Here is a 21,760-nt window from a genome sequence, read left to right as displayed (position 1 = left end):
CGGCGCGCGGGGCGTCAGGCGCCCCGCACCGCCTCGATCATGCGGTGGACATTGTCCGGATCGGCGTCGGGCGTGATCCCGTGACCGAGGTTGAAGATGTGGGGGCCGTTCGAGAAGGCGTCCACGATGGCGCGGGTCTCCCGCACCAGATCCTCGCCGCCCGTGACCATGTGCCGCGAGGCGAGATTGCCCTGCACGCAGCCATCGGTCTGAACGTGCGACGCCGCCCAGGCGAGGTCAGTGCTCTCGTCCAAAGCGACGCAATCGGCGCCGGTCGCCCGTGCGAACCCCTTGAACCGGGAGCCCGCGCCGCGCGGGAAGGCGATGACCGGCACGCCCGGATGACGCGCCTTCAGGGCGGCGATGATCTCCGCGGCGGGGCGGACGGCGTAGCGCTCGAACGCCTCTCCCTCCAGCGATCCGGCCCAGGAATCGAACAGCTTCAGGACTTCCGCGCCGGCATCGGCCTGCGCGGACAGGTACTCGATGGTCGCCGCCGTGATCTTCGACAGGAGCGCCTCGAAGACAGGGCGATTCTCCCCCTTCAACGCATGGGCTGGCCCCTGGTCGGGCGTGCCGCGCCCGGCGATCATGTAGGTCGCGACGGTCCAGGGCGCACCGGCAAAGCCGATCAGCGTCGTCTCCTTCGGCAGTTCTCCCTTGAGGATGCGCAAGGTCTGGTAGATCGGGGACAGCGTCTCGTGCACGTCCTTCGGATCGCCCAGACGGGCCATGTCGGCCTCCGAGGTGATGGTGGACAGCCGCGGCCCCTCGCCGGTCACGAACCACAGATCCGCGCCCAGCGCCTGAGGCACGAGGAGGATATCGGCGAACAGGATCGCGGCGTCGAAGCCGTAGCGGCGGATCGGCTGGAGCGTGACCTCTGCGGCAAGCTCGGGGTTGTAGCACAGCGACAGGAAGTCCCCCGCCTTCGCCCGCGTCGCGCGGTATTCGGGCAGGTAGCGCCCCGCCTGCCGCATCATCCAGATCGGCGGGACCGGAAGCGTTTCCCCCGCCAGCGCCCTAAGGATCGTCTTGTCAGCCATCGCGCCCTCCATTGCGACCGGAGGCCTCGCCGCCGGCGCGCCCGGTGTCAAGGCGGCTTGCCCGTGCGCGGCACGTTCCGTATCGAGTGGCCCCATGACACTCTCTCCCGACCGCCCGCTCCGCATCGGCACCCGCGGCTCCCCGCTCGCCCTCGCCCAGGCCTACGAGACCCGGGACCGTCTGATGGCGGCGCACGACCTGCCGGAGACCGCCTTCGCCATCGTGCCCATCCGCACCACCGGCGACCGCGTCATCGACCGGCCGCTGAAGGAAATTGGCGGGAAGGGCCTCTTCACCCGCGAGATCGAGCAGCAGCTCCTGACCGGTGGCATCGACATCGCGGTCCACTCGATGAAGGACATGCCCTCCGAACAACCCGCCGGCCTCGTCCTCGACACCTACCTGCCGCGAGAGGACCCGCGGGACGCCTTCGTCACGCTGGCGGGCTCCGCCTTCGACGATCTGCCGCAGGGCAGCGTCGTCGGGACATCCTCCCTGAGGCGGCGGGCCCAGGTGCTCTACAAGCGGCCGGACCTCACCGTGGTCGAATTTCGCGGCAACGTTCAGACGCGGCTGAAGAAGCTGGAGGACGGTGTGGCGGGTGCGACCTTCCTCGCCTGCGCTGGCCTGTCGCGCCTCGGCATGGGAGACGAGGTGCCGCGGCAGCCCGTCCCGGTCCGCTCGATGCTGCCTGCCGTGGCGCAAGGCGCCATCGGGATCGAGCGGCGGATCGGCGACGAGGACATCGACCGGCTTCTCGCCGCGATCCACCACGAGGAAACCGGCCTTCTTCTTGCAGCCGAGCGCGCCTTCCTCGCCACGCTTGACGGGTCCTGCGAGACACCCATCGCCGGCCTCGCGGAATTCGAGGACGGCGCCCTCCGCCTTACCGGGGAAGTGCTGCGCCCGGACGGCTCCGAGGCCATCGGAGAAACGCAGGTCGCGCCGGTCGAAGACGGCGCGGAGCTCGGCCGGGCGATGGCACTGAGGCTTCTCGAACAGGCCGGCCCCGGCTTCTTCGACTGGCGGACCTGACCGCCGCCTAGAGCCATCCCGAAAGGGTCGGCTCGAGTGCGTCCGCGACCTCGGCATGGGCACGCAGGTTCGGTACGGCCTGCGCCGCGGGCTTTTCCATCAGCGAATGGAGCATTCCCCGCGTGCCGGCCGCGCGGGCGTGGGGTGAGATCACCACCTCGACATAGGCCTCCACGGATGGCCTCAGCACGTCGATCATGCCCCGATCCACGATCTGCGGCGCGCGTTTCCCGGCGATGTGCCCACCGATGGGCGGAGGGGCAGCCTCGCCGATCCAAAGGAGGATCTTCGGCGCGGCAATCGCATCGAACATGCGCTTCATCCGTGCGAGCCATGCGCGCCTGAGCTCGTCCTCGAGCTCCGCCACCCGCTCCGGAGCGACCTCTCGCAGACGCCGCATCAGGTGGCCGACGAAGGCGATCTCGGTGAAGTCGAACTCGGGGAAGCTTTCCCTCAGCCTGGGCGATGCCATGATGAACCGGTCGTTCCGCCGGGGATGGACCGAATAGAGACGATTGGAAACGTAGGGCGCCCCGGTAATCTGGATCACGCAGGCCGCCCCGTCGCTGGCGCGCGCGAGAAGATCCTCGTCCAGCCCGTGGGCATCCGCACCCGCATTGTTCGCGGCCATGTTGATCATCGTCGCCCCGAGCCGCTCGTCGAGCAGCGCGGGATAGGGCCGTTCGACGAACTTGCCGAACGTCTCCGTCCCGCCGAGGAAGGTGACGTAATCGCCCTTGAGGCGGCGCATGGGGCCGCGGCACATCAGTTTCGATTGCCCGTACCGACACAGACCGTAGTCCAGTCGGATCGGACCCGAACGCGCAAACGTCATGGATCTCATCCCTTCGCACCGTTTCGACTCACCCGCGCCCAACTTGCGCCCGGGGAATTGACAAACGGCTAAGGGTACAATGCGAGGGAATCGGGTCCTTTCGGGCGGGTTGAGCGCACGGCTGCAGACGCTACACTCTGCAGTGCAGCAACGGAGCGCCAAGACCATGGATATCACGCGTGTGGGGATCGTCGGAGCGGGCCAGATGGGCAGCGGCATCGCCCATGTCTTCGCGCTCGCCGGATACGACATCCTTCTGAACGACATCGACCAAACCGCGCTGGACAAGGCGATCGAGACGGTCACGAGGAACCTCGACCGTCAGGTCTCCAAGGAGAAGATCAGCCAGGAGGAGCGGGACGGCGCCCTTGGCCGCATCGCCACCACGCTTGAGCTGTCCGATCTCGGCGGCATGGACCTCGTGATCGAGGCGGCGACGGAGCGGGAAGCGGTGAAGGTAGCGATCTTCGAGGAGCTCGTCCCGCACCTGAAGCCCGAGACGATCCTGACCTCCAACACCTCGTCGATCTCCATCACGCGCCTCGCGAGCCGCACGGACCGGCCGGAAAAGTTCATGGGGTTCCACTTCATGAACCCTGTCCCGGTGATGCAGCTGGTCGAGCTCATCCGCGGCATCGCGACCGACGAAGCGACCTACAAGACGCTCCTGGGGGTGGTCGAGGCCCTTGGAAAGACGGCCGCGAGTTCGGAGGATTTCCCCGCCTTCATCGTGAACCGCATCCTGATGCCGATGATCAACGAGGCGGTCTACACGCTCTACGAAGGCGTCGGCTCCGTCTCCTCCATCGACAGCGCGATGCGGCTCGGCACCAACCATCCGATGGGGCCGCTGGAGCTGGCGGATTTCATCGGGCTCGACACGTGCCTCGCGATCATGAACGTGCTGCACGACGGGCTGGCGGATACCAAGTATCGCCCTTGCCCGCTCCTGACGAAATACGTCGAAGCCGGCTGGCTCGGCCGGAAGACGGATCGGGGCTTCTACGACTATCGTGGCGACGCGCCGGTGCCGACCCGCTGATCGGTCAGCGGCGTGCCGGGCCGAGGGACAGAGTGGTCTCGCGAAGCCAGCGCATGAAGTCCCGCGGCTTGCCGGCGTAGCCCTCGACCACGTCTCGCCCGATGACCTCGCCCACGACGGGGGCCTGCGGGCGATTGAGGGCGTGCTTCACCTCGTAGAGCAGCAGGCCCTGCCGAAGCGTCGCGCTCACGCGGTTGGCCATCTGATACCAGCGGCTGTTCCGCCCCGGAAAGAAGATCGGCAGGACCTGAGCGCGGCTGCGCTGGATCATCTTCGCGGTGAAGGGGTTCCAGTCCGCCTCGACGACCGGGCCGAACATCGACCGGCTCGCGGCCACGACGCCCGAAGGAAAGAGCACCACGACGCCGCCATCGGCGAGATGCGCCATCGCCCTGGCCCGCATCTCGAGGTTCTGTTTCAGCGCGTCGCTTTCATGCGCGAAGGGGACCGGGATCATGAACTGATCGATCTCGCCGACGCCGGTGAGAAGGGACCGGGTCAGGATCTTGTAGTCCGTGCGCCGCCGCCCGACGAGATCCGCCAGCACCATGCCGTCCACCAGGCCGTGCGGGTGGTTCGCAACGATGACGAGGGGGCCGTCCTTCGGGATGCGGGCGATCTGCTCCGCCGGGGTCGCAAGGTCGATCCCCATCACGTCGAGCGCCTGCCGCCAGAAGGCCTGCCCGTGGGGGACGCCCATCGCCTCGAACTTGCGGATGAGATGAAGCAGGTGGAGCTTGCCCGTCAGAGCTTCCATCGTCTGGATCGACAGGCGCTGCCAGCGGTTGTCGAAAGTCGAGGCGTAGGACAGCCGGCGACGGTCGTACGGCTGCTCGCCAAGATCGGTTCCGTCGCCCTGACCATGCAGGCTCCGGGATCCGTGCATCAGGATCGGTGGAGAAGTCGTCGGGCTGTCAACCAAAGCGTCGGGCCTTTCCTGCGGGGCGCTTACATGTCCTCGCCGAACCTGTCCTCGACCAGCGCGGCGAGCGCCTGCATCAGCGCTTCGGCCTCGGGGCCGCTGGTCTCAACACCAATAGAGGTTCCCCTCGAAGCTGCCAACATCAAAAGACCCATGATGCTGTCCCCCGAGGCGGACATGCCGTCGCGGCTGACCTCGGCGCGCGCGTCGAACCTCTCCACCGTCTCCACGAACTTTGCCGAGGCCCTGGCGTGCAGGCCCTTCTCGTTCACGATTGCCAGCTCGCGCCGCACGGTGCCGCTTGTCATCGCCTCTCCTCCTCCCGCCCGCCTCAGCCGGGCGCTCCGTCGAAGCTGTCGATATACTTGCGTCCGGCGTTCAGGGCCACCGTCACGGCATCGGCGACGGGCATGTGTCGCGATTTGGCCAGCTTTATCAGCATCGGGAGGTTCGCGCCGAAGAGGATCCGGCGGTTCTGCGGCGCGCAGGCCCGCAGGGAAAGGTTGGACGGCGTGCCGCCGAACATGTCCGTCACGACGACCACGCCGGAGCCGTCGTCCACCGCGTCCGCCGCATCGCAGATCTCGCCCTGCTTCTCGCTGCGGTCGTGGTCCGCCGCGATGGAGATCGCACGGATACCGTCCTGCCGGCCGACGACATGTTCCACTGCCGCGAGATATTCGCGGGCCAGCCCGCCATGGGCCACGATCACGATGCCGATCACGCCGTTGTCCCCGTGAGGGCGCGGCCCTGTCCGCCGGCCCGCCGTTCGATTTCCCTGTGACGAGTTGACACCTGCCATCCGCCGGCTGCAAGCGCCTTGGACACCCTCTCCACCATCGCGACGGAACGGTGTTGCCCTCCGGTGCACCCGAACCCGATCCCGACATGGGCGCGGCCCTCCTCCGCCTGCGCCGGCAGGACGAGGGTCAGCAGCCCGAGAACCTGTTCGAGATAGGGGCCATGCCGCGGATCGGAGGCGACATGTGCAGCGACTTCGGGCGAACGCCCGTCGAGCGGGCGCAATTCCTCGACCCAATGCGGATTGTCCAGAAACCGGCAGTCGAACGCGAAATCGAGCCCGCCCGGTATGCCCTGCCGATAGGAGAAGCTCTCCACGGACACGGACAGCCGCGTCTGCGCCGGGCCCGAGCGGAACCGCCGCTCCATTTCGGCGCGCAGATCGTGCTGGGTCATCTCGGAGGTGTCGATCACCATGTCCGCGCCGTCCCGCACCGGCGCCAGCAGCTCCATTTCGCGCAGGACGCCGGCCTCCGCCGTCTCGGCGCCGATCGGGTGGCGACGGCGGGTTTCGGAGTAGCGCCGCACGAGGATGTCGGTCCGGCTGTCGAGGTAGACGAGGACCGTGTCCGGCCCCCGCGCCGCCAGGAGCGCCTCGGGAGAAAAGTCGCGGTTGCGCGTGCCGACCCCGACGACGACGCGCCGATCCTCGGCGGTCGACCCGGAAAGCGTGCCGAGCAGCGAGAGCGGCAGGTTGTCGATGGGTTCGAAACCGATATCCTCCATCGCCCGGAGGGCGACGGTCCGTCCCGCGCCGGAGACACCCGTCACGATGAGGAAGCGGGGGACTTCGGGGCAGGACCGCACGGCGTCTGGCCTGGGATCGTTCACGCGGGCTTTCCGGCTAGCAGGTGATGAAGCGTCACGCAAAAATGGGACGATACGGCACCGCTATACAAGGTGACTGGAAGGCCAAGTAACTCGAATGTGCTGGGATCGGGGTGCCGCACGCCATGACCATTGGTCAACTCGACCGCAAGGACGATCTCGGCCCGCTCGATATGGGGGATGTCGATGATGCCGACACCTCGCGCCTCGATCTTGCCGGCAAGCTCTGGCCGCGGGCAGGAGGCGATGAGCACCTGATCGCGGCGCCGAACGTGGGTCATGTCGTCCGAGACGAGCCGCCCCCCGAGGGCGGCCAGCCGGAGCGCGAGGCTGGACTTGCCGGAGCCGGACGGCCCCATCAGAAGCGCGGCGCGTCCGTCTCGCGCGATGGCGGTGGCCCTGATCGTGGTGGTTGCGCCCTGGTCCCCCGCCTCCGTCATCGCTCAGATCGGCAGGCCGACGACGAATCGCGCGCCGAGCGGGTCGGACGTGATGTCCGCATCGGTGGGGCGGATGTTCTCGGCCCAGATCACGCCGCCATGCGATTCGACGATCTGCTTGGAGATCGCGAGGCCGAGGCCGGAATGGTCCCCGAACTGCCCCGGCGGACGCTCCGAGTAGAAGCGGTTGAAGACCTTGGTCAGCGCCTGCTCGGGGATGCCCGGCCCGGTATCCTCGACCACGACGAGCACCCGGTTCTCACGCCGCCTGACCCAGACGCGCACCGCGTCTCCCTCCTCGCAGAAGGAAATCGCGTTCGTGATGAGGTTGACGAAGACCTGCGCCAGTCTTGCCTCCAGCCCCATCGTCTCGACGCGGCCCGGCGGCAGGTCGGTGATGAACTCGACGCCCCGCTCCCGCGCCTGTTCGCCGAGGTAGTCGGTCAGGTTGCGGACCATCTTGATCAGATCGAAGCTCTCCTCCTCCTCCTTCACGAGCTCACTGTCGAGCCGGGAGGCGTTGGAGATGTCGGAGACGAGCCGGTCGAGGCGGCGCACGTCGTGGTCGATCACGTCGAGGAGCCGGTCCCGCTGATCCTCCCGCTTGGCCACGCGCAGTGTGACGACGGCGGAGCGGAGCGAGGCGAGCGGGTTCTTGATCTCGTGAGCCACGTCCGCGGCGAACTGCTCGTTGGCGTCGATCCGGTCGTAGAGCGCGGCGACCATGCCGCGAAGCGCGCCCGAAAGCCGGCCGATCTCGTCCGGGCGCCCGGTCAGGTCCGGGATGCGCACGCGGCCGGGATTGAGCTTGCGCGAGTGGCGGTCCCGGCCGATCTCCGCCGCCGCGGCGAGGTCCGACAGCGGGTTGGCGATGGTGGACGCCAGAAGAAGGCTGAGACCGAGCGAGACAAAGACCGCGATGAAGAAGATCTGCAGCGCCTGTTCGCGCTCGCCGCGCGCCAGCGAATCAAGGTCCGTCGCGGCACTGGTCAGACCGATGACGCCGACGGTGCGGTCCCCTTGCAGGATCGGAACGGCCACGGCGAAGATTGTCCCCTGCGGGCCGGTCGCCTCGACGGGAACCGACGCGGCGCCGTCCGTCGCTCCCGGAACGAGCTGGCGGACGAGCGCTTCGGCGGCCTCCCCCGGACCGGGCTCCCCGCCGGGCGTGAAGACCCGGGCGAAGAGGCCCCAGACCGAGTTCAGCGCATCGATGAGGACCGTATCGCTCCCGCCAGCCTCGGCCAGAGCGGGCCCTTCGGCTTCGGCGACGAGGGTGCCGGCGGCATCGAAGACGAAGGCCTGCGCCCCGTCCGCGAGATCGATCGCGCCGAGGGTGGCTGCCGCGTCGATCCCGTCACCTGTCGCGAGACTGACGGGCAGACCGCCCGGGAGCTGGACCTCGAAGGCATTTGCAATGAGCGCCGCTTCGCGTGAGAGCGCGTCCCCGCGTTGCACCGCGAGGGGCCCGCGGAACGGGTCCAGCCAGAAGATGCCGCCGATGAGGATCAGCAGGGCGATGAGGTTGAAGGTGATGATCTTCCGCGCGAGCGGAGAGCGGTTCACCCTGAGCGGATTGCGCTCCGCGCGGCTGGCAGCGAGGCCGGCATCACCGCCGCCGGGGCTGACATACTCCTCGCCGAGGACCACGTCGCCGTCATATCCAGGTCTGGTATCGCGCAAGCGACAGCCCCTCCAAGGCCAGAACGGGACCGTCCCCGCCCGAAAGACACCCTCCGGAGAGCGTCCTATTCCTCGTTGTAGCGGTAACCGATTCCGTACAGCGTCTCGATCGCGAGGAAGTCCTCGTCCACCGTGCGCATCTTCTTGCGAAGTCGCTTGATGTGGCTGTCGATGGTCCGGTCGTCGACGTAGACTTGATCGTCATACGCGACGTCCATGAGCTGGTCCCGGCTCTTCACGAAGCCCGGCCGCTGGGCAAGCGCCTGAAGCAGCAGGAACTCCGTCACCGTCAGCGTCACGTCCCGGCCCTTCCACTGGACGGAGTGACGCAAGGGATCCATGCGCAGATGGCCGCGCTCCAGAACCTGGGACGTTTCCGGCTCGACGCCGGCGACATCGCCCGCCAGCGTGTCCTGACGGCGCAAGAGGGCGCGGATCCGCTCCACGAGAAGGCGCTGGCTGAAGGGCTTCTTGACGTAGTCGTCCGCCCCCATCCGCAGCCCGAGAACCTCGTCGATCTCGTCGTCCTTGGAGGTGAGGAAGATCACCGGCATCTGCGTCTTCTGGCGCAGGCGCTGCAGCAGATCCATCCCGTCCATGCGAGGCATCTTGATGTCGAGCACGGCCATGTCCGGAAGCTTCCGGTTGAAGGCGTCGAGCGCGGATTGCCCGTCATTGTAGGTCTCGACCTCGAAGCCTTCGGCCTCGAGCGTCATGGACACGGACGTCAGAATGTTCCTGTCATCGTCGACAAGCGCGATGCGTGACATGCACTCAAGCCCCTATACTACCCGTTATCATTCTTTTCAGCCAACCTCCCGATTTCCGCGCGAGCGATCAACTCGGAAAGCCGATTCTGTGAGCAATGGCGCCCAGAATGCGGCGGAAAACGCAAAGGAATGACTAATTTGCACCACAGTTGGTCCCGCCATCATGCAACCGGACCGGACGTGGTTGCGCTAACCTGCACTTGGTTGCGCTAACCCCTCCCCGCTCCGGTTCCCTCGCCGACTGGGGGTGATATATCGTCCAGACCGGGCCGGGAGGGGCTGGTCGGCGCGCATCCTCCGCGCCGCTGACGGCAATCTACACATGGCACCGCGGGCCTTATGCGGCGCCAGGGAGCAGCTAAGACATGAGCACCGGACGCGTGAACCCGTCCCTGACACTGGACGCGCAGGGCCTGACGGGCCTCGGCACGGTTCATTACAATCTCGCCGAGCCCGCTCTCGTTGAGGCCGCCATCGAGCGCCGCGAGGGAACGCTCGGCCTCGGCGGCGCTCTTCTCGTCGAGACCGGCAAGTTCACGGGTCGCTCTCCCAAGGACAAGCACGTGGTCCGCACCGAGACGACGGCGGACACGATCTGGTGGGACAACAACGCCGCGATGTCCCCCGAAGGCTTCGACGCGCTCCACGCGGACATGCTGGACTACATGCAGGGCCGCGAGATGTTCGTGCAGGACCTCTTCGCCGGCGCCGATCCCGCCCTCCGTCTCGACGTGCGGATGGTGACGGAACTGGCATGGCACGGCCTCTTCATCCGCCATCTCCTCCGCCGTCCCGATCCGTCAGAGCTAGACACGTTCGAACCGGGCTTCACCATCGTGAACTGCCCCGGCTTCAAGGCGGACCCCGCGAAGCACGATTGCCGGAGCGAGACCGTCATCGCCCTCAACTTCGACCGCAAGATGATCCTAATCGGCGGCACTGAATACAGCGGCGAGAACAAGAAGTCCGTCTTCACCCTGCTGAACTACCTGTTGCCCGAGAAAGGCGTCATGCCGATGCACTGCTCGGCCAATCACGCGAGCGGCAACCCGGTGGACGCGGCGGTCTTCTTCGGCCTGTCGGGCACGGGCAAGACGACGCTCTCCGCCGATCCGGACCGCACGCTGATCGGCGATGACGAGCACGGCTGGTCCGACCGGGGCACGTTCAACTTCGAAGGCGGGTGCTACGCGAAGACGATCTCCCTCTCTCCCGAGGCGGAGCCCGAGATCTTCCGCACGACGTCGATGTTCGGCACCGTGATCGAGAACATGGTGTTCGATCCCGAGACGCTGGCCCTCGATTTCGAGGATGACAGCCTGACCGCGAACATGCGCTGCGCCTATCCGCTGGACTACATCACCAACGCCTCCGAGACCGGTCTCGGCGGGCACCCCAAGAACATCATCATGCTGACCTGCGATGCGTTCGGCGTGCTTCCCCCCATCGCGCGGCTGACCCCGGCGCAGGCGATGTACCACTTCCTGTCGGGCTTCACCTCGAAGGTCGCCGGCACCGAGCGTGGCGTGACCGAGCCGGAGCCGACCTTCTCGACCTGCTTCGGCGCGCCCTTCATGCCGCGCCGGCCGGAAGTCTACGGGGAGCTCCTGCGCGGCAAGATCGCCGAGCATGGGGCGACCTGCTGGCTGGTGAATACCGGCTGGACCGGCGGCGCCTACGGCACCGGGAGCCGGATGCCGATCAAGGCGACCCGCGCGCTGCTGACCGCGGCACTCGATGGCTCGCTCAACGATTCGGACTTCCGGAAGGATTCCAATTTCGGCTTCCAGGTCCCGGTCTCCGTCCGGGGCGTGGACGACGGCCTTCTGGATCCGCGCTCCACCTGGGACGATCCTGCGGCCTACGATGCGCAGGCCTCCAAGCTGGTGGACATGTTCGCCGAGAATTTCGAGCAGTACCTCGCCCATATCGATGACGACGTGAAGGCCGTGGCGATCGGCTGAACGATCCCGCGCGGCTCCGCCGGTCGGAGCCGCGCCCGTCCTATCCCGCCAAGGCCCGCCGGATGAGGTTCAGCCCGGCCACGACAAGGACGATGAGCGTGAACCGCCGGAAGCGGACCTGGTCCATGCTGTCCTGGAGGCCCTGCCCGATCTTGAGGCCCAGAAGCGCCGGGACGACCATGGCGAGGCTGAGCGGCCAGGTCTGCGGGTTCAGAACGCCCGAATTCATGTGCGCCAGCAGAAGCAGGATCGAGGACAGGCCGAAGATCACCCCTTGGGTCCGTACGGCCTCCGTCTTCGGCGTGTCGAGGGCGGTCAGGTAGGCCACGGTCGGCGGCCCCCAGACACCGGAGAACCCGCCGACGGCGCCCGCGAAGGCCGCCGCGCCGATCTCCACCTTGCGCTTCGAGCCGGGCGTGATGCGCAGGCGCCACCCGCCGAGCTGGAAGATCGCGAAGAGCGTGATCGGCACACCGATTGCCGCGAAGATCACCCGCGGATCCAGCAGGCCGACGAGCTGAGCGCTCAAAATCAGGCAGATCGACACGACGAGGACGAAGAGCCAATGCGCCCGAACCGCGTCCCACGCCGCCGCCGGTCCTTCCCGGAATGCCTGGAATCCGTTCGTCACCACCGTTGGCACGATCAGCGCCGCGAGCGCGATCTGAGGCGGCAGAAAGGAGCCGAGCGTCGAGATCATGATCATCGGGAAGGCGAAGCCCGTGGCGCCCTTCACGACACCGGCTCCCACCGCGATGGACGCGGCGAGAACGAGAAGCGGGAGCGGGACGAGATCCAGAAGGCCGGTCATGCCACGGACTTACCGCGCCCGCCCGCATCCTGCGAGGCGTAAAGCGTCAGCGCGTGAAGGACAGCCGCGTCACGTGTGTCCACGGCTCGCCGGGATCGAGGCGGATGGAGGGAAACCAGTCGTGGTTCGGCGCATCCGGCCAGAACTGCGGCTCCAGCGCGATCCCGCACCGGTTGCCGTAACTCCGCCCGTCGAGTCCCTCGACGCCCTCCGCCTCGTATCCGTCCGCGGTGTAGACCTGGAGGCCGGGCTCGGTGGTGGAGATCGTCAGCGTCGGTCCGTTCGGAGCCGCGAGCGTTGCCACCTGTCGCATCGGCTCCCGCGCCTCGGACAGGCACCAGTTGTGATCGAAACGGTCGTCCGGCCCCAGTTCCTTCGGCTCGCGGAAGTCGTAGTGCCAGCCGTAGACGTCCAGCGCGGCACCGGTGGGCAGGACGGCGCTGTCGATATGCAGCACCCGCTCCGCGGCGATGGACAGCAGGTGACCGTCGATCGTGTCCGTCCCGGCGAGATTCCACATCGAATGCTGCGCGATGTTCATCAGTGTCGGCGCGTCGGTCTCCACCGTGACGGTCAGCGTCAGCGTTCCATCCTCGCTGCCCGACCAGAGTGCCCGGAACGTCCGGTTGCCCGGAAGACCGTCTTCCCCGTCACCAACCCAGGTGACCAGTTCGACGTGATCCGCCCCGAAATCTTCGATCGACCAGATCCGCGCGTGGAGGCCGTGGGGTTCGCTGTGCAGGGAGTGTCCGCCCGCCGCGAACGGCTCGAGCTCGATCTCGCGGCCGGCGACCTCGGCGCGCCCGCCGGACAGCCGGTTCGCCACGGGGCCGGCAATGGCGCCGAAATAGGCAAGCGGCCCCCCGTCATAGGCGGCCAGATCCTCGGATCCGAGCGTCAGCGAATGCGGAACGCCCTCCAGCCGGACGTCCTGCAGGATCCCCCCGAGGGTCAGGATCTTCGCCGTGACCGGGCCCGCCTGCAGCGTCAGACGTTCGACCCCGTAACCGTCCTTGGTGATGCCAAAGGGTTTCATGCCAGTGATCTCCTCGCCTCGTTCATGCCTCGCAGCCACATCGCATCGGGATCCGCGATGGTGGCCGGTGTCCCCTGCCTCTCGAGCGCGGCGACGTAGGCGCGCGCCGCGTCGCCCTTGCCGATCACGGCGACCTCTTGCCCGAGCCAATAGGGCCGCGCCGCTGCCAGCTCCGCACCGATCAGCGCGCCGAGAGCCATGTCAGCCGCCCCGTCGGCGCCCGTTCTTAGCCGCGCTGCGGCGGAGCCCAGTGTCTCCGCCAGCCGTTCGGGCCGCGAGAGGGTGGCATCCAGCGCCGCCTCGAAGGCATCGCCGAAGAGCGGCCCACTCTCGCCCGAAACCGCCTCCGCGAGGCGCCCCGTGAGGGCAGTTCGGAACGACACGACCTCGCCGGCGCTGACCTCGGCCCAGTATGTCGCATCCGCGCCCGGAAGACACAGGATACCGTCGAACTTCGGATTGAACGCCTGAAAGCCGGCGATCCGGACCTCGGGGCCCTCCATCGCCGCCACCGGCTCGGCCTGCGTCAGCCCCTTGAGGACATGCGCGTCGCCGGTCCGCGTGGGCGCGGTGTCGAGCGGCTTGGCCGGTACGCCCCGCAGCGCGCGTCCGCCCTCGGGTGCAGGGCCGCTGACGATGGCGGGCGCCTGCTCCGGCAACTCCGCCAACGCGGCCTCGGTCGACGCGCCCGCGCATTCGGATTGCCAGAGCACCGCTCCGCCCGGCCCGATGCCGACAGCCACCAGCACGCCGCCGGACCAGTCCGCCGCGATCCAGTCTGCACTCATCTCGGGCGGGTCCCCCTGATCAAGATTGCCCTGAAACTGAAGCATACGGACGCTGCCCGCAATGGGGTCACGCCGCGCGCCATCCGCTCTCGGTCCGGCTGTAGGCGCGAGACGCGGCCCTATCGAAGACGTGCTTTCCCTGCGGGGCGGTGTACCGGGCCACCTCGAGATCCGGCCCGTCGAAGGTCAGCAGGTTGAAATCGTTCGGCTCGTCCCGCAATCGCGTCGACAGGGATGTCCCGGCCTGCACGAGCAGCACGCCGGCCGCCCCCTCGAACGGCTCAGCACGCCACGAATGCAGATGCCCGGAGAGGACGATATCCGCGCCGCACGCCCCGAAGGACGCAACCGCACTGTCGGCGCCCCGCGTCGGCGCCTTGTCCACGTCCGGCCCCTGTTCGAGCGGGTGATGCAGGACCGCAATCCGCATCCGCTCCCCATGCCGCCCGTCGAACGCGTCGCACACCCGCTGCACGGCCTTCTGCCGGATCCGCCCGCGCTGCCACGAGTAGGGGTTCACCGTGTTCACGCCGGCCACGATCATTTCCTCGTCCGAAAATCGGGGCTCCATGTCTCGCGTCACGTGCGCCCGATACCGCCGCCAGGGCCGGAAGAACCTCACGAAAAGGTTGTCCAGCGGCGTGTCGTGGTTGCCGGGCACCGCGAGCCACGGATGATCGAGACGATCGAGGAACGCCGCGGCTTCCTTGTACTGGGAGATCCGCGCGCGCTGCGTGAAGTCTCCCGAGATGGCGACGAGGTCCGGGGAAAGCCCGTTCACCATCTCGACGAGAGGGTCCAGAAGCTCGGGGTTGTCTCGGCCGAAATGGAGATCCGAAAGATGAACGACGCGACGTGTCACTCGACCTCCCCGGCCGGAGCGATCAGCTTCAGCGCACCCTTGCGCATCTTGAAATGGAACGGGGCAGCCATTGCCTCGCGCTCCCCGTCCCGGGCCAGGAGCATCTTCTTCTGGCGCGGCGTGATGACGATCTCGTCCCCGCAGATCAGCTCCACGTCCTTGCCCATGCGCATGTTGTGAACGGCGAGGCGCAGCGCCAGCATCATCAACGCCCAGCGCCCGGTATCAGGGGCGAGAAGCAGGGCGAACTGGCCGCGCCGCACGCAATCGGCGCCGTCGAGGCCGAACTGCTCAAGCTGGAACGCGGACCGCGCGACGAAAACCAGCGGCGTCTTCGTCCGGATCGACTTGCCGTCCACCTTCACGTCCATCTTCAGGCGCCGTGTGAAGCCGAAGAATGTCTTGATGACCGACCAATGCGCCGCGATCCGGCTACGGCCCCAACGCTTGTAGATGGTTTCCCGCTGCCGAAGGATCGCAGGGTAGACACCGAGAGACGCGTTGTTGAGGAAGATCTGGCCGTTCACCTCGCCGACGGAAATCGCGTGATGGTCCCCCATGGCGATCAGGTTCACGGCCTCCACGGGATCCTCCGGGATGCCGAGGCCGCGGGAGAAATAGTTGAACGTTCCCTGCGGGATGACCCCGAGGGTGTGATCCGTTCCGGTGACATGAGAGGCGACGGCGCAGATCGTACCGTCGCCGCCGGCTGCGACGATCGTTCGGAAGCCGTCCGCCATGGCGCGCTTCGTCTCGCGCTCGATATCGTCACCGCCCTCGATCGTCCGCAACTCGAACTTGCCGGGATGCGCGTCGAGGGCTTTTTGCAAGTCGGCCGGAACGCCGTCTTCCTTGCCGGCTCCCGACCCCAGGTTCAGAAGCACGACGGCCCCTGCCCTCGACGACCGGGACGCGCCGTTCCCGGTCTCGGAGCCCTCTACGCCCCGGGTCGTATCCTCGATGTCCGTGTCAACGATGGTGCCAGTCACGGCGGCCCCCTGCATAGCGCTACGCCCGGCTAACGCGCGGAGCGCCCGGCGGTTCACCCGCATCGGAGGAAAGCCGAAGCTAGCCCTTCCGTCCGCCGTCGAACCAGCGCCGCGCACCGGACGGGCGATTGCCGGCCTCCCTGTGGCGCTCGTCCCACATCGGGTCGAGGCGCCGCTCCCGGAACCGTCGCCAGCGAGCCCAGATGAACCAGACCAGCATCGCGAGGAGGATCAGGACGATGATCTTGAACCACGGGATGATCGTCACGTCAGGCCCGTCCACCGGGCGCACCGAGATGGCATTGGGATAGATGGACAGGACCTCGTTGCGCCACCCGTAATGCCGCATCGCGGCCCATTGCGGCTCCGCCGAGGTCGACCGCAGGTCGGCGGACCGGGTTTGCAGGTTGGCGGTGTCGAACTTGAAGTAGGGAGGCCAGCCCCAGCCGGTATCCTCGTTCCGGTAGACGATCGGCTTCCCGTTGGTGCGGATCGCCTGAATGAAGAAGACGTCCCGATTGATCGTGCCGGTGGCGTTGCCGCTATCGGGGGAGGCCCAGAAAATGCTGTTCTCGCCGAAATCGACCCGACGCGTCTCGGTGTCGGTGATCCGGACGATATCCGTCTGCGGAAGCGTGTAGTGGAGGAACGCCGCGAAGATCAGCCAGAAGACGATCCAGAACGTCCATTTCAAATATCGCAGCACCCGCCTCTCCCATGCCGTACACCCGGTGAGGGCGAACCTACCTCATGCCGCTGTCCGCAGAAAGGCGAAGGGGGCGACAGCGCGAGGGGTCCAGCGTTAGATCCTCCCTAGTCCGCCGCGGCGTTCGGAGGGGTCGCGCCGGGCCCCGGACGCACCCGCTCAGGCCGTGCCGGCGCGTCGGCGACGATGTCCGCCAGCTTCGTCAGGAGCTCAGCCCTGTCGATCGGCTTGCTGACCCAGTGCTCCATGCCCGCGGCACTGAACCGCGCGATCTCCTCCGGCAGGGCATGGGCCGTCACGGCGACGATGGGCGTCGCCGCGCACGGTCCGCTGCCCTCCCGGATCGCGCGGGCCGCAGTCGGGCCGTCCATCACCGGCATCGAGATATCCATCAGGATCACGTCGAACCGCCGCGTTCCGGCCATCTCCACGCCGACGCGGCCGTCCGGCGCCTCAATCACGCGATGACCGTCGGCCTCCAGCATGGCGCGGGCGACGAACCGATTGATCTCGTTGTCTTCTACCAGGAGCAGGTCGAGCGGTCCCGCGATCTGCCCGCCCGCGGGGCCCGTCGCTTCCGCCTCCTCGTCCCCTGAATCGAGCTCCAGCGGAACGCGCAGGCGGAAGCAGCTTCCCTCGCCGAACGTACTTTCAACATCGATGTCACCGCCCATCAGCTCCGTCAGGCGCCGGGCGATTCCGAGACCTAGGCCCGTTCCACCGGCCGCGCGGGTGTAGGAACCGTCCAGCGTCTCGAAATCGTTGAAGATCTTTCCGAGATTCGCCTCCGTGATCCCCACGCCGGTATCGATCACGCGGAACTCCGTCACGCCGCAGGGCAACCTCTCGACCTCCACCGAGACCGTTCCGTCCGCGGTGAACTTGACCGCGTTGCCGACGAGATTGAGAAGAACCTGGCGCAGGCGCCGCACATCGCCGACGGCGCTCTCCGCCCGCTCCCCGATCCAGTGCCATCCGATCCGGGTGCCGGCCGCTTCCGCCATCGGCGCCGCAGTTTCGATGACACCGTCCAGCAGCTCCGTCAGGCCGAAGCGTTCGCTCTCGAGCTCCATCTTGCCGGCTTCGTATTTCGACAGGTCGAGCACGTCGTTGACGATGCTCAGGAGGTGATCGCCCGAAAACTTCATCCGGTCGAGAAGAGCCGTCAGGCCGGGCGACAGGGCCTGGTCGCGCATGAGCTGCATGCATCCCAGGAGACCGTTCAGTGGCGTTCGCATCTCGTGGGACATGACGGCGAGGAACTCGGCCTTGGTCCGCTCCCCGGCAAGCGCGCGTTCGCGGGCCTCGGTCAGGTACGCCATGTCCGCCTTGCGCCGGGAGATATCGCGAATGTGGGAGACGAACTGCCGCCCCCCTTCGGCGCGCACGACGGAAAGCTCGGCGGGAAAGACGCGGCCGGTGCTGTCCAGCGCACGCGTCTCGATGCGGAGCTTCTTCTGTGGGTCCTGCTCGTCCTCGAAGGCAAACTTCTGCGTCCGGAACGATTCTGCGACGTCCGGGGGATAGAGGAGATCCTGTGCAAGCTGGCCGAGTGCGATGTCCCTCGCATGGCCGAAGATCCGCTGCGCCGCGGGGTTGAACTCCTCGATGCGCCCGGTCTCGTCGGTGACGATGATCGCGTCGAGCGAGGCATCGACCACCATGCGCGTCCGCGCGCCGGCGCGCTGCACATCGAGCGCATGGCTCCTAGCCGCCTGCCCCATGCGCCAGAGCATCCAGCTGACCAGAACGAGGCCGACGAGGATGACACCGAGGACGCCCGCATGGCCCCACAGCATAGAACGCAGTCCGCTTCGCCGGTCATCGGATGCATCCGCGAAGAAGTGCAGCGCATCGACGGCAAAGGCCCGGATCGCGCCCCGCACCTCCATCGTCGCTGCATGGAGCTCGGGCAACGCAGCGGTCAGCTCGGTATCGGGGCCGTCCACGAGGGGGACCGCATCCTGCAGGAACGTCACGACCTCCCCCTGAAGGGCGGCGTAGGCCGGCTCGCTTCTGAGCTCGGCATAGGACCGGCCGACGGTATAGTCGTTGATGCGGCTGTAGAGCAGGTCGAACTTGAGGCGCACATCCTCGAGATCACCCCGCCCCTGCTCCGCGCGGGCGAGAGTCAGCGCCAATGCGAGCGCTTCCGTTTCGGCCTGTGCGAGGCCCCACTGGATGTTGTCCGAGGTGGACTGGGAGACTGCGTCGATCTCCCGCAGCAGAAGGACGGCGGAGGTCACCACGAGCGCGAGACACAGCACGACGGCTCCCATCGCGACGGGGATACCGAAGCCCCCCTTGCGCGCGGCCTTGCCGGCCGAGGATCCTGCGAACTCCGCCATCTTCGAGGGCGCCTGCCTCAGCGTCCGACCACGATACGGTCGAGCTGCCAGATGGATCGGGACAGGATCGTCTCGGTCTGGAACTCGGGCTTCGAATCGAACGGATAGATAATCCAGAGCGGCCCCTTTTCCCGCCGGGACATCGGCGCGTCATTGGTGAGGAACGCGACGATCGGGGCGCCGCGCGACCAGTCCCCCGCCGGGATCTCGACGGCGTAATCGTTGATCGCGGTCGCGTAGATCGAAACATCCGCGGCGCCGACCTCCTGCATGAGACGCGCGAGGGGAACGCCCGTGAAGCGCTGAACGCCCTCCGTCCAGACCGTGCCGGTTTCGTAGGTCACCGGGTCCATCGCCTCGAGCATGGCGCGATCGAAGACTGCCGCGTCTCCCTCGTTGGTCTGCTCGATCTGGCCGGTGACCGTCAGAAGGGGCTGGCCTTCCGGCGCCTCGAGCGGAAAGGCACCGAGCGGGAGGGCGAACAGGGCAAAAGCGATCAGAAGAAGGCGAAGCTGCATCTTTCATGTCTCCAGTGACGTGGACCCGGAGAGCAGCTCTAGCGACAATTCCTTTCCAGACGGCAAAGGCTCACCGGCAAATCCGCACCATGCCGGCCGGCGTTTGCGGCAAAGCTTCCCGCCCGCGCTGTTTCAGGTATAAAACGAAAGCGCGTCGAAATGACCGGGAGACACACCGCGTGAGCATCGCTCCGACCATCGAGAAGACAACGCTCGCGACGCAGCGGGTGCGCCTCTGGCTCCAGATGCTGAAGGCGACGCGGTCCGTCGAAGGCAAGCTCCGCGAACGGCTGCGCACGGAATACGGGATGACGCTCCCCCGCTTCGACGTGCTGGCCGCGCTCCATCAGACGCCCGACGGCCTCAGGATGAGCGAGTTGTCGAAGCAACTCGTCGTCTCAAACGGCAATGTCACGGGGGTGGTCGAGAAACTGGTCGCGGACGACCTCGTCGAGCGAGCGAACCTCGCCTCCGACCGGCGCGCGTTCCTCGTGAAGATCACGCCGCGGGGAAGCACGCTGATGGACGAGATGAGCGCCGCGCACCGCACCTGGGTGGACGAACTCTTCTCCGACGTCTCGGAGCCGGACGTCGCCCGCGCGATCTCCATCATGCTCGACATTCGGCACAAGCCGAAAGGGTGAGGCGCGCGCCGATCCCGGCGCACGCCTCCGGGATCAGAAGACGCCGGTTTCCCGCGCCACGCGGCGATATCCTGCGCCTGCGGTGAAGCCGCCGTCGATCACGAAGTCCTCTCCCGTGATGAAGGCTGACGCGTCGGAGGCCAGGAACAGCACCAGCTGCGCCACCTCGTCCGCCTCGCCGCTGCGCTGCATCGGCGTCATCTCGATCATCGGCTTCAGATGCGGGGAGCCGCGGTTGAGGTCGGTGACGATGAGACCGGGGCAGATCGCGTTGACCCGGATGCCGCGCTCGGAGAACTCGAGTGCGGCGGAGCGGGTCAGGCCACGCAGCGCCCATTTGCTCGCGGTGTAGGCCGGATCGTAATGGCCCGAGAAACCGCTGTTCGAGGAGATGTTGACGATGCTGCCGCCGCCCGTTTCCTCCATCATCGGCACCGCGAGCTTGAGGCCGATGAAGGCGCCCGTCGCGTTGACCTGAAGCACCTTCTCCCACTCGGCGACCGAGATCTTCTCGATCGGGTTGCGGTTGATGATGCCGGCGTTGTTGACGAGGATGTCGAGCCGGCCGGTCCAGTCCCGGATCTCGTCGAGGACGGACTGCCAACCGGCTTCCTGCGTCACGTCGAGCCTGGCAAAGCGGGCCTCGTGGCCAGCGTCACGAAGGGCGGCGGCCTGCGCCTCGCCCTCTTCCTCGAGCACGTCGCAGAGCATGACGGAGGCGCCGCAGGACGCGAGCATTTCCGCCTCCACGGCGCCCTGCCCCCGGCCGGCTCCGGTCACGATGGCAGTGCGGCCGGACAGGTCCGTCATCGCCGCCTTCGCCTTGTCCATCGCAGCCGTCATGCCTGCACCATGGTCTGCTGCTGCTCGCCGAGGCCCTCGGCGCCGAGGCGAACCACCTGCCCCTCGCGCAGGAAGGTCGGCGGCTTCATCCCGAGGCCGACGCCCGGAGGCGTGCCTGTCGCGATGATGTCCCCCGGCTCCAGCGTCATGAACTGCGACAGATAGCTGACCACGTGGGCCACGCCGAAGATCATGGTGCGGGTATTGCCGGTCTGGCGACGCTCGCCGTCGACATCGAGCCAGAGGTCCATCTCCTGCGGGTCCGGGATCTCGTCGGCCGTGGCGAGCCAGGGGCCGATGGGCGCGAAGGTGTCGTGGCTCTTGCCCTTGATCCACTGGCCGCCGCGCTCGGACTGGAAACGCCGCTCGGAGACGTCGTTGACCAGCACGTAGCCCGCGACGTGGGAAAGGGCGTCCGCCTCGTCCACGTATTTCGCACGGGTGCCGATCACCACTCCGAGCTCGACCTCCCAGTCGGTGCGGTCGGAGCCGCGGGGAATCTCGACATTGTCGTAGGGGCCGCAGATCGCCGTCGTCGCCTTGCCGAAGACCACGGGCTCGGCGGGCGGCTCCTTGCCGGTCTCCCGGGCGTGGTCGGCGTAGTTGAGGCCGATGCAGAGCATCTTGCCGACGCCGGCCACGGGCGCGCCGAGGCGGGCCCCTTCGGGCGCGAGCGGCAGATCGGACGGATCGAGGGCGGCGAGGCGGGCGAGACCCTCGGGAGAAAGGACATCCCCCGCGATATCCGCCACGGCGTCCGAGATGTCCCGGATCTTGCCCTCGCGGTCCACCAGGCCGGGGCGTTCGTCCCCGGCCTCACCAAATCTAACGAGTTTCATGTTGTGTCT

Annotated in this window: 23 protein-coding genes; 4 read left to right on the top strand and 19 right to left on the bottom strand. The window is 67.4% G+C overall.

The genetic code is table 11. From position 1 onward, the window contains the following. Positions 1-14: 14 nt before the first annotated feature. Positions 15-1,046, bottom strand: a complete 1,032-nt coding sequence (gene hemE / locus RM543_RS03095) for a uroporphyrinogen decarboxylase (protein ID WP_311689430.1) — start codon at positions 1,044-1,046, stop codon at positions 15-17. A 94-nt stretch (positions 1,047-1,140) separates the two neighbouring features. On the opposite strand from hemE, the gene hemC reads away from it, so the two are divergent. Further along, positions 1,141-2,082 (top strand): hydroxymethylbilane synthase, encoded by a 942-nt coding sequence (gene hemC, locus RM543_RS03090; protein ID WP_311689429.1) that lies wholly within the window; start codon positions 1,141-1,143, stop codon positions 2,080-2,082. Positions 2,083-2,089: 7 nt separating this feature from the next. On the opposite strand, the gene RM543_RS03085 is transcribed toward hemC, so the two are convergent. Further along, positions 2,090-2,917, bottom strand: a complete 828-nt coding sequence (locus RM543_RS03085; RefSeq protein ID WP_311689428.1) for a DUF6473 family protein — start codon at positions 2,915-2,917, stop codon at positions 2,090-2,092. 166 nt (positions 2,918-3,083) lie between these two features. Between RM543_RS03085 and RM543_RS03080 the strand changes: the two genes are divergently transcribed. Further along, complete coding sequence (locus RM543_RS03080) at positions 3,084-3,959, top strand: 3-hydroxybutyryl-CoA dehydrogenase (RefSeq protein WP_311689427.1); 876 nt, start codon at positions 3,084-3,086, stop codon at positions 3,957-3,959. A gap of 4 nt (positions 3,960-3,963) precedes the next feature. On the opposite strand, the gene RM543_RS03075 is transcribed toward RM543_RS03080, so the two are convergent. The 7 genes from RM543_RS03075 to RM543_RS03045 all read right to left on the bottom strand — a co-directional run bounded on the left by RM543_RS03075 (position 3,964) and on the right by RM543_RS03045 (position 9,403). After that, entirely contained in the window at positions 3,964-4,845 is an 882-nt protein-coding gene (locus RM543_RS03075; protein ID WP_311689426.1) for a lysophospholipid acyltransferase family protein, read from the bottom strand. Positions 4,846-4,907: 62 nt separating this feature from the next. Next, positions 4,908-5,189 (bottom strand): HPr family phosphocarrier protein, encoded by a 282-nt coding sequence (locus RM543_RS03070; RefSeq protein ID WP_311689425.1) that lies wholly within the window; start codon positions 5,187-5,189, stop codon positions 4,908-4,910. A gap of 23 nt (positions 5,190-5,212) precedes the next feature. Next, entirely contained in the window at positions 5,213-5,605 is a 393-nt protein-coding gene (locus RM543_RS03065) for a PTS sugar transporter subunit IIA (RefSeq protein WP_311689424.1), read from the bottom strand. After that, positions 5,602-6,513, bottom strand: a complete 912-nt coding sequence (gene rapZ, locus RM543_RS03060) for an RNase adapter RapZ (RefSeq protein WP_311689423.1) — start codon at positions 6,511-6,513, stop codon at positions 5,602-5,604. The genes RM543_RS03065 and rapZ overlap by 4 nt, the downstream gene beginning before the upstream one ends. Beyond that, the gene (locus tag RM543_RS03055) at positions 6,510-6,950 is read right to left on the bottom strand and encodes an HPr kinase/phosphorylase (RefSeq protein WP_311689422.1); all 441 of its coding nucleotides are present in this window, start codon (positions 6,948-6,950) and stop codon (positions 6,510-6,512) included. Before RM543_RS03055 ends, rapZ begins: the two co-directional genes overlap by 4 nt. 3 nt (positions 6,951-6,953) lie before the next feature. Then, positions 6,954-8,633 carry an ATP-binding protein gene (locus tag RM543_RS03050; RefSeq protein ID WP_311689421.1) on the bottom strand — a complete coding sequence of 560 codons (1,680 nt, stop codon included), beginning with the start codon at positions 8,631-8,633 and terminating at the stop codon, positions 6,954-6,956. Positions 8,634-8,698: 65 nt separating this feature from the next. Next, positions 8,699-9,403, bottom strand: a complete 705-nt coding sequence (locus tag RM543_RS03045) for a response regulator transcription factor (protein ID WP_311689420.1) — start codon at positions 9,401-9,403, stop codon at positions 8,699-8,701. A 365-nt stretch (positions 9,404-9,768) separates the two neighbouring features. Here RM543_RS03045 and RM543_RS03040 point away from each other — a divergent pair, with 365 nt between their 5' ends. Next, positions 9,769-11,367 (top strand): phosphoenolpyruvate carboxykinase, encoded by a 1,599-nt coding sequence (locus RM543_RS03040; protein ID WP_311689419.1) that lies wholly within the window; start codon positions 9,769-9,771, stop codon positions 11,365-11,367. 40 nt (positions 11,368-11,407) lie between these two features. On the opposite strand, the gene RM543_RS03035 is transcribed toward RM543_RS03040, so the two are convergent. The 8 genes from RM543_RS03035 to RM543_RS03000 all read right to left on the bottom strand — a co-directional run bounded on the left by RM543_RS03035 (position 11,408) and on the right by RM543_RS03000 (position 19,425). Continuing rightward, positions 11,408-12,178, bottom strand: a complete 771-nt coding sequence (locus tag RM543_RS03035) for a sulfite exporter TauE/SafE family protein (RefSeq protein WP_311689418.1) — start codon at positions 12,176-12,178, stop codon at positions 11,408-11,410. A 46-nt stretch (positions 12,179-12,224) separates the two neighbouring features. Then, positions 12,225-13,214: an aldose epimerase family protein gene (locus RM543_RS03030; RefSeq protein ID WP_311689417.1), complete on the bottom strand. Its 990-nt coding sequence runs from the start codon at positions 13,212-13,214 to the stop codon at positions 12,225-12,227. Beyond that, positions 13,211-14,002: a 2-dehydro-3-deoxygalactonokinase gene (locus RM543_RS03025; protein ID WP_311689416.1), complete on the bottom strand. Its 792-nt coding sequence runs from the start codon at positions 14,000-14,002 to the stop codon at positions 13,211-13,213. Before RM543_RS03025 ends, RM543_RS03030 begins: the two co-directional genes overlap by 4 nt. A 67-nt stretch (positions 14,003-14,069) precedes the next feature. Then, positions 14,070-14,864, bottom strand: coding sequence for a metallophosphoesterase family protein (locus RM543_RS03020; RefSeq protein ID WP_311689415.1), 795 nt, complete (start codon positions 14,862-14,864; stop codon positions 14,070-14,072). After that, entirely contained in the window at positions 14,861-15,853 is a 993-nt protein-coding gene (locus tag RM543_RS03015) for a diacylglycerol/lipid kinase family protein (protein ID WP_311689414.1), read from the bottom strand. Before RM543_RS03015 ends, RM543_RS03020 begins: the two co-directional genes overlap by 4 nt. Positions 15,854-15,932: 79 nt before the next feature. Beyond that, positions 15,933-16,556 (bottom strand): DUF1523 family protein, encoded by a 624-nt coding sequence (locus tag RM543_RS03010; RefSeq protein ID WP_311689852.1) that lies wholly within the window; start codon positions 16,554-16,556, stop codon positions 15,933-15,935. 110 nt (positions 16,557-16,666) lie between these two features. Beyond that, complete coding sequence (locus RM543_RS03005; RefSeq protein WP_311689413.1) at positions 16,667-18,907, bottom strand: ATP-binding protein; 2,241 nt, start codon at positions 18,905-18,907, stop codon at positions 16,667-16,669. A 17-nt stretch (positions 18,908-18,924) separates the two neighbouring features. Beyond that, positions 18,925-19,425: a putative pterin-binding protein gene (locus RM543_RS03000; RefSeq protein WP_311689412.1), complete on the bottom strand. Its 501-nt coding sequence runs from the start codon at positions 19,423-19,425 to the stop codon at positions 18,925-18,927. 179 nt (positions 19,426-19,604) lie between these two features. Here RM543_RS03000 and RM543_RS02995 point away from each other — a divergent pair, with 179 nt between their 5' ends. Then, the gene (locus tag RM543_RS02995; RefSeq protein WP_311689411.1) at positions 19,605-20,069 is read left to right on the top strand and encodes a MarR family winged helix-turn-helix transcriptional regulator; all 465 of its coding nucleotides are present in this window, start codon (positions 19,605-19,607) and stop codon (positions 20,067-20,069) included. Positions 20,070-20,102: 33 nt separating this feature from the next. On the opposite strand, the gene RM543_RS02990 is transcribed toward RM543_RS02995, so the two are convergent. Then, a complete protein-coding gene (locus RM543_RS02990) occupies positions 20,103-20,912 on the bottom strand; it encodes an SDR family NAD(P)-dependent oxidoreductase (protein ID WP_311689410.1) in 810 nt (269 codons plus the stop codon). After that, the gene (locus tag RM543_RS02985; RefSeq protein WP_311689409.1) at positions 20,909-21,751 is read right to left on the bottom strand and encodes a fumarylacetoacetate hydrolase family protein; all 843 of its coding nucleotides are present in this window, start codon (positions 21,749-21,751) and stop codon (positions 20,909-20,911) included. Before RM543_RS02985 ends, RM543_RS02990 begins: the two co-directional genes overlap by 4 nt. Positions 21,752-21,760: the final 9 nt, after the last annotated feature.

It is taken from the genome of Tropicimonas omnivorans (assembly GCF_031846565.1).
Classification (GTDB): domain Bacteria; phylum Pseudomonadota; class Alphaproteobacteria; order Rhodobacterales; family Rhodobacteraceae; genus Tropicimonas_B; species Tropicimonas_B omnivorans.
Note: the sequence above shows the minus strand (reverse complement) of the source record. Positions and strands in the feature narration are given on the sequence as shown.